Annotated in this window: 11 protein-coding genes and 1 pseudogene; 8 read left to right on the plus strand and 4 right to left on the minus strand. The window is 46.1% G+C overall.

The features are described 5' to 3' along the window. Positions 1-2 precede the first annotated feature (2 nt). Both UNH61_RS31240 and UNH61_RS31245 read left to right on the plus strand, forming a co-directional pair. On the plus strand, positions 3-374 hold the full coding sequence (locus UNH61_RS31240; protein ID WP_326995954.1) for a diacylglycerol kinase family protein: 372 nt from the start codon (positions 3-5) through the stop codon (positions 372-374). Between the two features lie 15 nt (positions 375-389). After that, a complete protein-coding gene (locus UNH61_RS31245) occupies positions 390-1,064 on the plus strand; it encodes a DUF1361 domain-containing protein (RefSeq protein WP_326995955.1) in 675 nt (224 codons plus the stop codon). Between the two features lie 79 nt (positions 1,065-1,143). Here the strand turns inward: UNH61_RS31245 and UNH61_RS31250 are convergent, their stop codons facing one another. Further along, positions 1,144-4,545 carry a hypothetical protein gene (locus UNH61_RS31250; protein WP_326995956.1) on the minus strand — a complete coding sequence of 1,134 codons (3,402 nt, stop codon included), beginning with the start codon at positions 4,543-4,545 and terminating at the stop codon, positions 1,144-1,146. Positions 4,546-4,605: 60 nt separating this feature from the next. Here UNH61_RS31250 and UNH61_RS31255 point away from each other — a divergent pair, with 60 nt between their 5' ends. Beyond that, complete coding sequence (locus UNH61_RS31255; protein ID WP_326995957.1) at positions 4,606-5,250, plus strand: MBL fold metallo-hydrolase; 645 nt, start codon at positions 4,606-4,608, stop codon at positions 5,248-5,250. Positions 5,251-5,332: 82 nt separating this feature from the next. Here UNH61_RS31255 and UNH61_RS31260 read toward each other — a convergent pair whose 3' ends face one another. Together UNH61_RS31260 and arfB are read right to left on the minus strand one after the other, a co-directional pair. Next, the gene (locus UNH61_RS31260; protein WP_326995958.1) at positions 5,333-6,868 is read right to left on the minus strand and encodes a polysaccharide biosynthesis C-terminal domain-containing protein; all 1,536 of its coding nucleotides are present in this window, start codon (positions 6,866-6,868) and stop codon (positions 5,333-5,335) included. A gap of 43 nt (positions 6,869-6,911) precedes the next feature. Continuing rightward, a pseudogene (gene arfB / locus UNH61_RS31265) lies at positions 6,912-7,313 on the minus strand (alternative ribosome rescue aminoacyl-tRNA hydrolase ArfB); the annotation flags it as partial. 145 nt (positions 7,314-7,458) lie between these two features. Between arfB and dtd the strand changes: the two are divergent. The 4 genes from dtd (at position 7,459) to UNH61_RS31285 (ending at position 10,745) form a co-directional block, all read left to right on the plus strand. Continuing rightward, complete coding sequence (gene dtd, locus UNH61_RS31270; protein ID WP_326995959.1) at positions 7,459-7,911, plus strand: D-aminoacyl-tRNA deacylase; 453 nt, start codon at positions 7,459-7,461, stop codon at positions 7,909-7,911. A gap of 25 nt (positions 7,912-7,936) precedes the next feature. Further along, positions 7,937-8,266, plus strand: a complete 330-nt coding sequence (locus UNH61_RS31275) for a nucleotide pyrophosphohydrolase (RefSeq protein ID WP_326995960.1) — start codon at positions 7,937-7,939, stop codon at positions 8,264-8,266. 37 nt (positions 8,267-8,303) lie between these two features. Beyond that, positions 8,304-9,245 carry a YihY/virulence factor BrkB family protein gene (locus UNH61_RS31280; protein WP_326995961.1) on the plus strand — a complete coding sequence of 314 codons (942 nt, stop codon included), beginning with the start codon at positions 8,304-8,306 and terminating at the stop codon, positions 9,243-9,245. A 69-nt stretch (positions 9,246-9,314) separates the two neighbouring features. Then, the gene (locus UNH61_RS31285; RefSeq protein ID WP_326995962.1) at positions 9,315-10,745 is read left to right on the plus strand and encodes a glycine--tRNA ligase; all 1,431 of its coding nucleotides are present in this window, start codon (positions 9,315-9,317) and stop codon (positions 10,743-10,745) included. A 96-nt stretch (positions 10,746-10,841) separates the two neighbouring features. Here the strand turns inward: UNH61_RS31285 and UNH61_RS31290 are convergent, their stop codons facing one another. Further along, on the minus strand, positions 10,842-11,564 hold the full coding sequence (locus UNH61_RS31290) for an FAD-binding oxidoreductase (RefSeq protein WP_326995963.1): 723 nt from the start codon (positions 11,562-11,564) through the stop codon (positions 10,842-10,844). A gap of 153 nt (positions 11,565-11,717) precedes the next feature. On the opposite strand from UNH61_RS31290, the gene mfd reads away from it, so the two are divergent. Then, a complete protein-coding gene (mfd, locus tag UNH61_RS31295) occupies positions 11,718-15,089 on the plus strand; it encodes a transcription-repair coupling factor (protein ID WP_326995964.1) in 3,372 nt (1,123 codons plus the stop codon). Positions 15,090-15,175: the final 86 nt, after the last annotated feature.

Here is a 15,175-nt window from a genome sequence, read left to right on the forward strand (position 1 = left end):
ATATGCAAAAATCATATATCAGTAAGCGGCTGGCCAGTTTTGGATACGCCATCAATGGAATTATATCCTTTGTGCGGAGCGAGGCACATGCCCGGATCCATGCAGTGGCTACAATAGTGGTAGTGGCAGCCGGTTGCTGGTATAGGATCACTAAGCCGGAATGGGTCTGGATCGTACTGGCTATTGCGTTAGTATGGGCAACGGAAATGATCAATACCGTAGCAGAAAAAATAATGGATCATTTGTCGCCCGCTCAACATCCTGATGTAAAATTCATTAAAGATGTTGCCGCCGGCGCTGTACTGGTAGCTGCCATTGCAGCAGCTATTACCGGGGCTGTTGTATTTATTCCCTATATCTTTCCAAACAGTTAAAAAAAGTGTAACCATATGCAATTGAAGAGATCTTTCCGTTTGTTACAATACCGTATTGGCCGCTCCCGGCAGAAATACACGCTGTATGCCTCTATTCTGTTCAGTATGGCATTACTGCTTTGCCGTGTCCTGCACACAGGTACTTACCTGCGTGTTACCCTGATCTGGAACCTGTTCCTGGCTTATGTGCCTTTTGCTATTACGCGCTGGATGGAAAAACACCCCAACCAGATAGAGAATCGGTATAACTGGTATGCCTGCTTTATCTGTTGGTTGTTGTTTATTCCTAATGCACCGTATATACTCACCGATCTGTTCCATCTTTTTGATGGAGGAGTGCCTTTGTGGTTCGATCTGTTTGTCATATTTTCCTTTGCCTGGAATGGCATGATGCTGGGATATATCTCTATCCGCAGCATGGAGAACATGTGGAGTACACGATATTCCCGCTGGCCCGCATGGATGTTCACTTTCCCGGTAATGTTCCTTTGCGGTATGGGAGTGTATATTGGCCGCTACCTGAGATATAACAGCTGGGATGTTGTAAAAGATCCGCTGACCCTGTTGGGCGATATGCGCGATATTGTTCTGCATCCATGGGAAAACAGACATGCCTGGGCATTTACAATATGTATGGGCGTTTTTTTGAGTTTGATGTATCCGTTGGTGAAGAAACAGAATAGCCTCTAACATTTAGCTTTAAATAAAAATGCAGCGGAGATCAATATTACTGATCTCCGCTGCATTTTTATTTAAAGCTAAATGTTGTTTAGAAATCCACTCCCATTCCAAAATACCAGATCGGGCTGCCTCTGAAGAACCCTACTGCCGGCCATCCTGCGTCGCAACGGAGGAAATAACCTGCTATCGTAGTACGGGCTCCAAAACCATAACCACCCAGGAATGGACTCAGGAAACCTTCTTTTACCCTGGTTGTTACCCCTGTTCCGTCATCATAAATCGTCTTTGTATTGAAGGTTTTATTCCAGGCATTACCGATATCCATGAAGGATACTACCTGGAAGTTCCGCAGGAAGGCGGAGTTAATGGGCTTATTGATAAAGGTGGAGAACACCGGTAAACGCAGTTCTGTATTTAGCAACATTACATTGTTACCGTTTCTGGCGTTCTGCTTGTAACCGCGCAGGTTTTCAGCCAGCGTCTGGAATGCGTAGTTAGCGGATTGGTCCACCTGATTACCAGTATTAATCTGCGGATTCAGCCAGTTGTCTATACCACCCAGGTAGTACAACAGCTTACGGGTACCCCACGACATATCCAATGAGAACCTCGTTGCCCAGATGAAATTCCGGTAGATCTTCTCATAGTGCCGGATATCAACCCCCATATTGTAAGTAAATCTGCCTTGTGCAGCTGCCGAGCTAGCCGGATTAAACTTCTCATTCAACCCACCATTTGTCAACTGGGCATTTACTTCGCCATACACTTTATAGCGGGTACCATTCCAGATATTGATAGCAGGGTTAATGGTATTGTCGTATACATATTCCAACCGGCCCAGTGCATAAGTTTCCTTCAGGTCTTTGGCTGCCAGAGGTGCCTTGTCTGTGGCCTGCTGCACCAGCCTGTCTGTACGAATACCGGCCGACAAGCGAATGCTTCTTACCTGATCGAAAGGATACCTTACTTCTCCCTGGTAGATGTTGGTGATCATTTTGATAGGAATGACAGCAGAGTCATTACCGTATTGATCAGGTATTGTAAAGCCGTTATTCTTATCAACTTTTCTATAATAAGTAAACTTATAATCAAACCTTTTCTTCAGGTAATTAGCCGTGAAGAAATATTCGGAGCCTTGTAAAGACGATGGAATACGGAAGCCACCATTGAATTTCAGATCTTCGAACAAATCACTTACACCAATGCGGATTAACCCGTTCACCGGATCAGTAAGCCGGATCGGCCCGCTGGGCTGGCCGGTAAAAGGCTGATATTTGTTCACCAATACCGAGTTATCCAATTGCAGGATGAGGTAATCCGATGCAAACTTGAGTTTGTAAGGCAATAGCTTCGCCTTTTTCAGGATAGATTCCTGTTCTTTCCTTTTTTCAAACAACAGCGGTTCTTTTGCAGCAGCTGCAGCACTGGTATCAGCCGGCTCGTTGGCAAATTCATTCTGGAAGAAATTCGCATGGCTGCTGGTGTCTTTAGTTGGTGCCATATAGGTTGGCAGCCCTAACCTGAGACTATCTGCATGCATTTGTGCCCTTCTGAAACTGGTAGGCCGGGCAGTGATATTTCTTTTCTTCAATGTCACGGTATCTACTTTCAGCTTCATCAGGCGTTTGATATCAGCATACTGCACTACTTCTGATACCTCTCCTTTTTCCCCGGTTACCCGCGATTCCTGTATGCCATAGGGATAATTGGAAATAGGGAATGTATAGGTAGAATCTTTAGTAATGGTTACTGCTTCTACTGAATCCGGCGCGGTAGTTCCATATGCTGCCAGTGCTGAATCCAGCTCTTCTTTCTCAGGGTTGTGCAGGATCTCGGCGCCAACATAGAACAGGGAATCCACTCCGGCTGCCTGCGACTTAAAGAAACCTGCATAACGGTTACGGATACCGTTTTCGTCGGATACGAAAGTAAAGTGGGTAGTGTTATACTGCATGGGCAGTCGGGCATTGCCATACTTCAAATCTGTCAGCTGGGTGATCTGCTTATCCGAGCTTCTGTTCCAGTTATCGACCATGAAAATATTGTAGGGCGCTTTGAGCATGGAAGTATCAGCACCTCTGCCTTTCGGCCCTGGCCGGTTCGATGAATAGATAATACCACTTTTGCCCGGGAATGCCGCGAAAGTAGGATCCAGGTCGTCGTACACATCGTTGGTGATCTGCTCTGTCTTAGAGTTGCTGATATTATAAGTGAAAATGTCGGTATGACCATTTTTCACGGCCGACAGTAACAACGTATTTTCCTGTATAGGTATGTATTTGAAGTCTACTACACGGTCGAACTGGTTAAGATCCTGACGTATGGTAATATGCGTGATCAGATCATATATCATCAGTTTGGTCTTCCCTTCGCGTTCATAGATTACTGCCAGCCGGTTGCCTTTATTATTCCAGGCCATTTGCGGATAATTGGGATCCACCTGGTTAGCCATCTGAATAACACCGCTGCGGAGCAATACTTTCGGTTTATTCCAGCCCTGCTGAAGTTCTACGCGGTAAACGCCTTTCTTAAATTCCACCACTGCATAGGAGGTGTTTTTGGGATTGGGATTGAACCGGTAGTAGTCTTTTTTCTGGGTAATTTCCTGAGCCACAATGGTGCGGCCTTTGGCAGATGTTTTACGGCGACGGTTATCGTCCAGGAATCTTTTCTGATAGAATACAAAGAAATCCTGTGTTGCCTTCTTGGGAGTTTGATTCAGCACCTGCTCGAAACCCTTTTTCAGTCCGCGGTTGATACGGGTAATATACATCAGGTAAGGAACTGCATCCTTCCCATATTTGCTTTCCACATAGTACCAGAATGCCTGTCCGGCCAAAAATGGATGATCATAGGCCAGCTGGTTGAAATTGCTGTATTTTCCGGACATCAGGATAAGTTTCAGCTCTTCGTCCTGTTTAGCAGTCCAGTTTTCGGCGGCATATCCGATAAAGCCATCAGTAAACCATTTTGGAAAATCGATCAATGCCGCATTTCCGGCGAATTCGCCGATATCTTCCCCAAAAAGCAATGTTTCAAGCATAATGCGGGCGATCCCCTGCCTGATCTGGCGGCGGAGATTTTCATGGTCTCCGTCAAAATAAACGATCATTTTGTTGCCTACCAGCTTGGTCACGCCCCCGGTATTCTGCCATTCTACCCCAATACCGATATTCGACTGTTTCATTTCGCCGAAAGAGTTATACACTACAATGTTGATCCGCTGGCGGGGGTTGGATTCCATGAACTGTTCCAGCTGGGGCAATTCTTTTTCGGCTGTCTGGGCAGCGAATTTACCAAGTTCCAGGCCATTCTGGGCAAAATAGGTATTGAAATGCCGGGTTTGATAGTATCTCCACTTGAAGTTCTTATACTGAACCCGGTTCTGTCCAAATTCTACCGTATTCGTCTGAGCCTTCGATGCTATCGTTCCAAGTAATAGGGTACCGTGGAATAATAGGAGTAATAACCTGGTAATAAATCTGTTCATACAGAAAGTATTGATAATATTGTAATCAGTTTTAAAATTAACCTAAAAAATCGGGTTGCAATGATTGAAATACAACAATTCACTTTTGGTCCTTTACAAGAAAACACTATCCTGCTTATTAACGGGAAAAAGGAGTGTATAATTATAGACCCAGGATGTTATTTTCAAGACGAAAGAAAAGAATTATTACAATATATACAAACGCACGGGCTAAATGTTATAAGATTATTGAATACCCACTGCCACTTTGATCATATCTTCGGAAACAAGCTAATATCGGACACGTATAAACTCCGCCCCGAATATCATGAGCTGGAACAGCCGGTACTGGACAGTTCGCAACAGGTGGGCGCCATGTATAATATTCCCTTCGAACCCTCTCCGGTTGCCGGCAGATACCTGCAGGAGGGAGAAAAGATCCCCTTTGGTTCGGATGAACTGATTGTACTGTTTACTCCCGGTCACTCGCCAGGGAGCGTGTCTTTCTATTGTCCCGGCCAGCAGTTTGTAGTGGGCGGCGATGCCCTGTTTTTCCAGAGTATCGGGCGTACCGATCTTCCCGGAGGCAATCACCATACCCTGCTGAAAAGCATACGGGAACAGCTATTCGTATTGCCGGACGAGGTGCGGGTATTCCCCGGCCATGGCCCTGCTACCAGTATCGGGTTCGAAAAAAGACATAACCCCTTCCTGCAGGAAGAATAGGATATAACTATTGCAGCAGATGATACAGCTTGCCGGGCCTGTATTATCTGCTGCAACAGTTTTGAATATCTCTCTATATAAATTACCGCTTTATAAACCGGCCAATTACCGGTAATTTGGCAAATTCGCGCTTTTCCATCCGGAAAATGAACCAGCCATACGCGAAAAAGAAGAAGGTAGCTACTAAGAGCGACAGTGGCCGGAGGGCATAAATATTATCAGGTGATAGCAGCCTGGAATTCAGCCAGTTGAACACATAGTATACCATTATTGCCAATCCCACATAGGTAATGAGTTTAGGAAGATGGTAAGGGATCGGGTAATACTTCTGCCCCAGCAGATAACAGATGATCATCTGTACGAAATAACACACCATGGTGGCTAACGCAGCCCCATAATACCCCATTACAGGTATCCACCAGTAATTGAGCAGGAAGGCGAGTACTGCAGTGATGAGCGTGATCACCGCGCCGGTTTTGGTCCGGTCGGTGAGCTTGAACCAGATCGTCAGGTTGTAATAGATACCCAGGAACATATTGGCCAGCAGTAAAACCGGTACTATCCGCATGCCCTGATAATAGAAGGGAGTCCGGAGGAAAGCTTTCCATATATTCAGGTAAAGACTAACGAAAAGGAACATGAAGCATAGCATGATTACAAACAGCTTCATGATCCTGGCGTATATCTTCCGGGGATCCCCGCTTTCCGCCTGCTTGAAAAAATAAGGTTCCGCACCTAACCTGAACGCTTGTATGAACATAGTGATCAGGATCGCCAGTTTATAGTTGGCACTATAGAGCGCAATGATCTCCTTTTTGGCTTCCATGTCATCCCCTGGAAGAAACTGCGGCAGGAACCAGGCCCTGTCGAAAGTTTCGTTCACCATGCCAGCCATCCCCACAATGATCAGTGGGAGGGCGTAGTGCATCATCTGTTTCCACAGGCCGGAATTGAACTTCCATTCTATTTTGCTGATCTGAGGCAGGAAAAGCACCAGGGTGATTGCACTGCCCAGCATGTTACTCAGGTAAATGTAACCCGTCTGCTCGCTTCCGCTGCTGACATCCGGCAGCCAGTGATGGCCGGAAGCATACAGTTTCGGGCAGATGACCAGGAAAAATATGTTGAAGAAGATAGTAGTCACGATCCCGGCTATACGAATGGCTGCATATTTCATCGGCCTGCCTTCCAGTCGGAGCTGGGCAAAGGGAATGGCCGTCAGTGCGTCAAAAGCCATCAGCAACACCACATACGTATAATAAGCGGGATGCCCCGCCAGCCCAGCCAGCTCGCCTGCGTATGAGTTGATCACCGGCGATCTGAGCATCAGCATCAACAGGGTGATGCTGATCGTTGAAAGAATCAGGGAAATAGTGGAAGTACCCAGTACATGCGCTTTGTTCTCTTTTTTGGCGAAACGGAAAAACGCGGTTTCCATTCCGTAAGTCAGCACAATATTGGCAAATGGGATATAGGCATACACATTCGACATTTCCCCGAATGAGGCACGGGATAAGATAGTCAGATAAAATGGGGTAAGAAAATAATTGAGCAGCTTGCTCACTATATTACTTAACCCGTAAAATATCGTTTGTCCTGCCAGGTTCTTTATACTCAATTCCCAATTATTTTGGCGCAAATTACGAATTACGGACTACCAATTATTCATAATCTCCGTTTCTGCGCTGCTGCTTCTTTTCAGACTGCCGCTTCTTAGACGTCAGCCTTTTTTCTTTGGCTGCTTTCGATGGCCGGGTAGGTACTCTCTTCTTGCGGGGTATCAGTGCTTTACTGATAAGGTCGTTCATTTTAACGATCACTTCCTGCTTGTTACCAAGCTGGGTACGCTCCGTCTGCGATTTTACCTGCAACAGGCCTTCCGCATTGATACGGTTAGCCAGCTTCTCCATTAAAACAGTTTTTTGTTCCGGGGTTAACAGGGCAGAAGTCATGATGTGGAAATACCCTTCTACCATCGTTTCCACCTTATTCACATTTTGCCCGCCACTACCGCCACTGCGTGCTGTACGGAATGTGATTTCAGGGGTCACATCAATTTTCATTTTAAAAATAATTTAAATATAAGAGTGTTTAAAACTGCAAGTTATTTAAAATGCTTCGAAAATGCCGGTTTTAAAACACTTTTCCACGGGGTAGATCAGTAATCAAACCATTTCAATTAATTTCCCGTTTCTTAAAAGAGGAATTATGAGGGTAGTTATACAAAGGGTGAGTGCTGCATCCGTAACAGTAGATGGAGCGGTGACCGGCCAGATCGGGCAGGGACTGCTGGTACTGTTGGGTATTGAAGATGCCGACACTGCTGAAGATATCCATTGGCTGAGTGCCAAGATTGTTCAGCTCCGGATCTTCAACGATGACGCAGGTGTCATGAATCTGTCCGTGAAAGATGTACATGGCGACGTTCTGTTGGTAAGCCAGTTTACGCTCCACGCATCTACCAAAAAAGGAAACCGGCCTTCGTATATCCGTGCCAGTAAACCCGATACAGCGATCCCTCTATACGAAAAAATGATCCATCAACTGGAACAGGATTTGGATACCACCATCCAGCGGGGAATTTTCGGTGCAGATATGAAGGTGGCACTGGTGAACGATGGCCCCGTTACCATAATTATTGATTCACATAACCGGGAATAATTATCTTTAAATCAAAAAATAACCCATGACCATCCAGGAAGCACAGGAAAAAATCGATAACTGGATCAATACCACTGGTGTACGCTATTTTAGTGAACTCACCAATATGGCCATACTTACGGAAGAAGTCGGAGAAGTGGCGCGTATTATGGCCCGCAAATATGGCGACCAGTCATCGAAGGAAAGCGATAACAAAATGCTGCTGGCCGACGAGCTGGCCGATGTGATGTGGGTACTGCTCTGTCTTGCCAATCAAACCGGTATTGACATGACAGTAGCCCTGGAAAAGAACTTCGAAAAGAAAAATATACGTGATGCTCAACGTCATCATAATAATCCTAAATTAAAATCCTGAGATACCGGCCTCACAGGCCGGTCAAAACAATACCCTAATGGCGGGAAAAGGCAAACTTAGAATATTCTGGCATGTGCTGAAGCAATCCGGTAGCGACTTTATGGACGATAAGGTGCTGAAGCTCAGTGCTGCCCTGGCCTACTACACCATCTTTTCAGTGGCTCCCATGCTGATCATCATTATCTTCCTCTGCGATCTGTTCCTGGGGAAAGATGCGATAGAAGGTAATATCTACGGCCAGATCCAGGGCCTGGTAGGCAGCGATGCCGCCTCCCAGATCCAGGCCATGATAAAAAATGCCTCTCTCTCCGGAGACATGAGCTGGGCTACCATCATAGGTTTCGGCACATTGATAATAGGTGCTACCGGGGTATTTGCTGAGATTCAGGATTCTATCAACTATATATGGCGACTGAAATCCAAGCCTAAAAAGAATGGTTTGCTGAGAATGTTGTTGAACAGACTGCTTTCTTTCTCCCTGGTGGTAAGCCTGGGATTTATATTGCTGGTTTCCCTGGCAATCAACGGTCTGGTGGAACTTTTTTCTGTGCTGGTGGTAAAACTGTTGCCCGGTAAGGTCACTTCCGGCATACTCTTTTCCCTGGCCGATTTTATAGTGCCGTTTATTGTGATCGCCACCCTCTTTGCCATCATATTTAAGGTATTGCCAGATGCCCGGATCAAGTGGAAAGATGTCAGGGTAGGCGCAGTTGCCACTGCCATCCTTTTTATGATAGGAAAATTTGCCATCGGATACTACCTGGGCGCCAGCAAAGTAACCTCTACCTACGGAGCCGCCGGCTCTATCGTGATCATCCTGCTATGGGTGTATTACTCGGCCGCAATCCTTTATTTTGGTGCTGTTTTTACCCGGAACTATGTCCAGTATTTCGGTTCCAGGATCTACCCCAACGACTATGCCGTGTGGATCAAACAGGTGGAAATACCGCATACTTCGGAACCGGTTGAGGAAGGGTAGTCAAATATTTATAGTTTATTAAATAATCGCATACGTATTTTCGAAATAGCCTTTTATCTTTGCGCCACTATGTCTACAGATCAGAATAAATTCCAGGCGATTATATCGCATTGTAAAGAATATGGTTTTGTTTTTCCGTCCAGTGAAATATACGATGGTTTAAGCGCTGTATATGACTATGGCCAGTACGGATCAGAACTGAAAAAAAATATCAAGGATTACTGGTGGAAGAGCATGACCCAGCTCCATGAAAATATCGTGGGGATCGATGCTGCCATCTTCATGCACCCTACTACCTGGAAAGCATCCGGGCACGTGGATAATTTCAGCGACCCGATGATCGATAACAAGGATAGCAAGAAACGCTATCGTGTAGATCACCTGATTGAAGGACACGCCGAAACATTGTCGTCCGAAGCCGGAGCTGCCCTCCTGGCCCAGATGGACGAACTCCTCAAGGAAAATGATTTCGCAGGGCTTAAAACCCTGATTGAAGATAACAAGATCAAATGTGCTGTCAGCGGCACAGCCAACTGGACAGATATTCGTCAGTTTAACCTGATGTTCTCCACTCAGCTGGGTAGTGTAACTGATGAAGCCAACGAAATTTACCTGCGCCCGGAAACAGCTCAGGGTATCTTCGTGAACTTCCTGAACGTACAGAAAACCGGCAGGATGAAAGTGCCTTTCGGTATCGCACAGATTGGTAAAGCTTTCAGAAATGAAATCGTTGCCCGCCAGTTTATCTTCCGTATGCGCGAGTTCGAACAAATGGAAATGCAATTTTTTGTACGCCCTGGCACACAGCAGGAGTGGTACGAAAAATGGAAGGAAGAACGTATGCAGTGGCACCTGAGCCTCGGCATTGATCCGGCAAAATACCATTTCAAGGATCACGTGAAATTAGCCCACTATGCTGATGCGGCGGTGGATATCGAATACGAATTCCCATTTGGTTTCAGAGAAGTGGAAGGTATACATTCCCGCACCGATTTCGATCTGAAACAACACCAGGAATACAGCCGTAAAAAGATCCAGTACTTCGATACAGAAATCAATCAGAACTACGTACCCTACGTCATCGAAACGTCCATCGGGCTTGATCGTATGTTCCTGCTGACGGTTTGTAACGCCTACGAAGAAGAAGATCTGAGTACCGCGGAAAAACAGGACAGTCGCGTGGTGATGCGTTTCCCGGCGAAGCTGGCGCCCATTAAACTGGCTATCTTCCCGCTTACCAAAAAAGATGGACTACCTGAGCTGGCAAAACAACTGATGGATGATTGTAAGTACTCCTTCCATTGTTTTTATGAGGAGAAAGATGCGATCGGTAAGCGCTATCGTCGTCAGGATGCGATCGGTACTCCTTTCTGTGTAACCGTAGATCATCAAACCATAGAAGACGGTACTGTTACCATCCGCTACCGCGATACCATGGAACAGGAAAGGATTCCGATGTCGCAGGTGAAACAGCGGGTGCTCGAGAGAATTACGAATTAAGAATTACGAATTACGGATAAGAGCGAAGACCTTAGCAAATTAATAGCTAAGGTCTTCGCTCTTATCCGTAATTCGTAATTCTTAATTCGTAATTCTTTATCCGTACAGCTCCTGATGTATCGCATGCCTGTCGTATCCCATCGCCTGGATACGTTGCTTTGCCTCATCAATCATGGCTTTCCAGCCACAAAGGAAAAAGTTGGCAGGCCTTTTATCTTCGCGGAGCATTTCTTCATATACCTGATGCACGTATCCTTTTCTCCCGAGCCAGTTTTCTTCCCGGGAAAGTGTAGGTATGAAAGTAAATCCGGGCAGGGTACCGGCCAGGTCACGCATTTCCTGTGCATAAAGCAGGTCGCGCTCATACCGGCAACCAAAGATCAGATGAATGGGCGCGTGAGGTACGGCATGTTCGCGTATGTAATGTGCCATCGACCGGAATGGCGCAATGCCGGTGCCGGTGCAGATGAGAAATAATTCCTTGTCTAACGGTTCCGGTAATACGAAAACTCCCTGGGGCCCCCTTAGCAGTAATTCGCTTCCTTCCCGTATCTCATTAAAAAGATAAGTACTGCCGGCGCCACCTTCCAGCAATACGATCACCAGCTCAATTACATTCGTACCATCGGGATGCGATGCGATTGAATAGCTGCGCCACCGTTTGTTCTTTTTTTCGTGGATGGGAAGGTCCAGGGTCACAAACTGCCCTGGCTTGAAATCGAAACGCTCCATGTCCGGAATCTGTATCCAAAACCGGCGAGTATTGTGGGTTTCATCCACTAGCTTTGTTACAATGCCTGTATGCCATACATCCAGCATAGGAGTAGAGTTTGGTCTTATTGAATTTAATGAAATTTTACCATTTTACTATGGAGATATTTTTTTATTCATATTTTTTGCCATGAGACCGGCAGGAAATATCCTTCCTGACGCCTCGCTGATTTGTGAAAACTTCGTACCTTTGCATTCTTCATGAATTTACAGGCTGTATTACAATTATTTCAACGTGATGCTCGCCTGCAGTCGCTGGTGAAAGGGATTGAATCACCCACCCCACAGCACTTTCAGCTTTCCTCTGTTAGCGGAAGTGCCATTAGTTTTGTGGCAGTGAGCACCTGGGCGCATGCAGATGCGAACCATCTCTTTATTCTGAATGATAAAGAGGAGGCAGCCTATTTTCATAACGACCTGGAACAACTTAGCCAGGCCCTCGATATTTTCTATTTCCCGGATTCATTTAAGAAGGCAGGTCAATTCCATGAGATCAACAGCAGCCACAGTATGCTGCGTACGGAAGCGCTCATGAAATTCTCTGCAGATACCGTACGGAAAAAGATCCTGGTCACCTATCCCGAGGCACTCTGGGAAAAAGTGGCAGGGAATAAGGCTTTCAATGCCAACATGGTGCAGCTGAAAGTAGGCGACGTACTGAAGATGGATCCCCTGCTCGAACAATTGATAGGATGGGGATTTCATGCTACTGATTTTGTGTATGAGCCCGGTCAGTATGCCGTAAGAGGAGGTATACTGGACATCTACTCATTCGGAAATGAAAAACCATATCGTATTGAGTTGTTTGGAGAAGATATAGATTCAATCCGCATATTCGACCCGGAATCTCAGCTGAGTGAGCGCAAGCTTAACCAGATCTCCCTGATTGCCAATATGGATACCCGCGCATTGGATCATACTAAAACTCCCCTGCCGGAATTCATGCCTGCCAATACTGTTGTCTGGATCAAAGATCCGGCTTATGTACAAGGTGTGATAGAACAGCTCGAACAGCGGTTGGATGATTTTCTGCAGTCGGGCCAGAAAGTAAGAGTAGATGAGGATGAAGAAATGGTGCTGAATGAAGACGACTTTGTAAAGGCAGGAACCCTGATGGAGCAGCTGTTACAGCGATCGATGGTGGTTTTTGGTAACAAAGACTGGTTATCTTCCCGCGGCATTCAGCCACAGTCCATTATATTTGACACGCAGGAACAACCGGTGTTTAACCGGCAGTTTGATTTGCTTATCAAAGACCTGAGCCGGCACAACAACAATAAATACGCACTTTTTATATTCGCGGATAATCCGCGCCAGCTCGAACGGCTGCGAAGCATTTTCGAAGACCTTAAAGCTGACTTTGTATTCTATCCCATACCGGTAGCCATCAGCAACGGATTCATTGATCATTCACTGAAGCTGGTATGTTATACCGATCACCAGATCTTCCAGCGTTTCCATAAATACAAGGTAAAACAAGCCTACAACAAGAATAAGGCAATTACCATGAAAACGTTGCGGGAGCTGCAATCAGGCGATTTTGTAACACATATCGATCATGGTGTGGGGGTATACAGCGGGTTACAGAAAATAGAAGTAGGTGGTAAAATGCAGGAAGCTATCCGTATTATTTACAAGAACAACGACCTGTTGTATGTAAATATCAACTCCCTGCACAAGATCAGCAAATACACCGGTAAAGAAGGCGTAGAGCCGAGAGTCAACAAACTTGGCAGCGACGCCTGGGATAAGCTGAAAGAAAAGGCCAAAACCCAGGTGAAGGATATTGCCAAAGACCTGATCCAGTTATATGCCGTACGCAAGGCACAGCAAGGCTTTGCGCATACACCGGATACTTATCTGCAAACAGAGCTGGAGGCATCCTTCCTCTATGAAGATACTCCCGATCAGAGTAAAGCTACCGCTGATGTAAAGCGCGATATGGAATCCCCCGCGCCGATGGACAGGCTCGTGTGTGGCGACGTAGGCTTCGGTAAAACGGAAGTAGCTATCCGCGCCGCGTTCAAATCTATCGTGGATGGAAAACAGGCTGCCGTGCTGGTGCCTACTACCATCCTGGCTTTCCAGCATTATAAAACATTCGCAGACCGCCTGAAAGATTTCCCCTGTACAGTAGATTATCTCAACAGGTTTAAATCTTCCAAAGAAAAAAAGGACACACTTAAACGACTGGAAGAAGGAAAGATAGATATCATCATCGGTACCCACGCATTGCTCGGAAAAGAAGTGAAGTTCAAAGACCTGGGAGTATTGGTAGTGGATGAAGAACAAAAATTCGGTGTTTCCGCTAAAGAAAAACTGAAGCAATTCAAACATAACGTAGATACCCTCACACTAACGGCAACGCCTATCCCAAGAACGCTGCAGTTTTCATTGATGGGCGCGCGCGATCTTTCTGTTATCAATACGCCTCCGCCTAACCGGCAGGCGATTGAAACTGAAGTACAGGTATTCAATCAGGACCTGATCCGCGATGCCATCTATTACGAAACCGAGCGTGGTGGCCAGGTGTATTTTATCCACAACCGGGTAAAAGGATTGCAGGAAATGGCCGGTCTGATACAAGGCCTTTGCCCCGATCTGTCTATCGCCACCGCCCATGGCCAGCTCGAAGGGCATCAACTGGAAGAAGTGATACTGGATTTCATTGACCGTAAGTACGATGTATTGGTTTGCACCAACATCGTTGAAAGCGGTGTGGATATCCCCAACGCCAATACGATCATTATCAATAATGCGCATCATTTCGGGCTGAGCGACCTGCATCAGCTGCGCGGACGCGTAGGCCGCAGTAACAAGAAGGCATTCTGTTACCTGCTGGCACCGCCCATGAGTACCTTGCCATCCGATAGCCGCAAACGCCTGCAAACACTGGAACAACACAGTGAGCTCGGCAGCGGCTTCCAGATTGCGATGCGCGACCTCGACATAAGAGGCGCCGGTAACCTGCTTGGAGGAGAACAAAGCGGCTTTATGGCGGAAATAGGATTCGATATGTATCAGAAGATCCTGGATGAAGCAATCCGCGAACTGAAACAAAATGAATTCCGCGATCTGTTCAAAGACCAGCTGGAAGAAAAGAAAGATTTTGTCAGCGACTGTACTATCGATACAGACCTGGAAATACTCATTCCTGATACCTATATCGAAAGCATACAGGAACGCCTGAACCTCTACCAGGAATTGGATAATATCACAGAAGAAGGCCGCTTACAACTATTTACCAACGACCTGATCGACCGCTTCGGTCCTTTACCGGATCCGGTGAAAGACCTGCTGACTACTATCCGCTGCCGCTGGATGGCTATTCAGCTTGGTTTTGAGAAGATGATGCTGAAAGAAGAAAACCTGCGCTGCTATTTTATAAATAACCCAGACTCTCCTTACTTCGAGTCGCCTACGTTCAATCATATATTAACGTATATACAAACCCGTACCAACAACGCCAAATTGAAACAGGTTGGAAAGAATTTTATGCTGGTGGCTTCCCGCATCCGTAGCATGAACGACCTGTACGATTTCCTCAAGGCAATGACCGATAGCCGCAAATAAAATTCAATTGTAACATAATTCTCCCCTGCTCCGTTTCACTGCTTATTTCAGGCAGTGGATACGCCATTCCCGCGTTAACAAAACTT

The sequence above is a fragment of the Chitinophaga sp. 180180018-3 genome, assembly GCF_037893185.1.
GTDB lineage: Bacteria > Bacteroidota > Bacteroidia > Chitinophagales > Chitinophagaceae > Chitinophaga.

Bases quoted from the DNA above. Each gene is read 5' to 3' on its own strand.
- UNH61_RS31240 (WP_326995954.1), top strand. From the start codon at position 3: ATGCAAAAATCATATATCAGTAAGCGGCTGGCCAGTTTTGGATACGCC.
- UNH61_RS31285 (WP_326995962.1), top strand. From the start codon at position 9,315: ATGTCTACAGATCAGAATAAATTCCAGGCGATTATATCGCATTGTAAA.
- dtd (WP_326995959.1), top strand. From the start codon at position 7,459: ATGAGGGTAGTTATACAAAGGGTGAGTGCTGCATCCGTAACAGTAGAT.
- mfd (WP_326995964.1), top strand. From the start codon at position 11,718: ATGAATTTACAGGCTGTATTACAATTATTTCAACGTGATGCTCGCCTG.
- UNH61_RS31245 (WP_326995955.1), top strand. From the start codon at position 390: ATGCAATTGAAGAGATCTTTCCGTTTGTTACAATACCGTATTGGCCGC.
- UNH61_RS31275 (WP_326995960.1), top strand. From the start codon at position 7,937: ATGACCATCCAGGAAGCACAGGAAAAAATCGATAACTGGATCAATACC.
- UNH61_RS31255 (WP_326995957.1), top strand. From the start codon at position 4,606: ATGATTGAAATACAACAATTCACTTTTGGTCCTTTACAAGAAAACACT.
- UNH61_RS31250 (WP_326995956.1), bottom strand. From the start codon at position 4,545: ATGAACAGATTTATTACCAGGTTATTACTCCTATTATTCCACGGTACC.
- UNH61_RS31290 (WP_326995963.1), bottom strand. From the start codon at position 11,564: ATGCTGGATGTATGGCATACAGGCATTGTAACAAAGCTAGTGGATGAA.
- UNH61_RS31280 (WP_326995961.1), top strand. From the start codon at position 8,304: ATGGCGGGAAAAGGCAAACTTAGAATATTCTGGCATGTGCTGAAGCAA.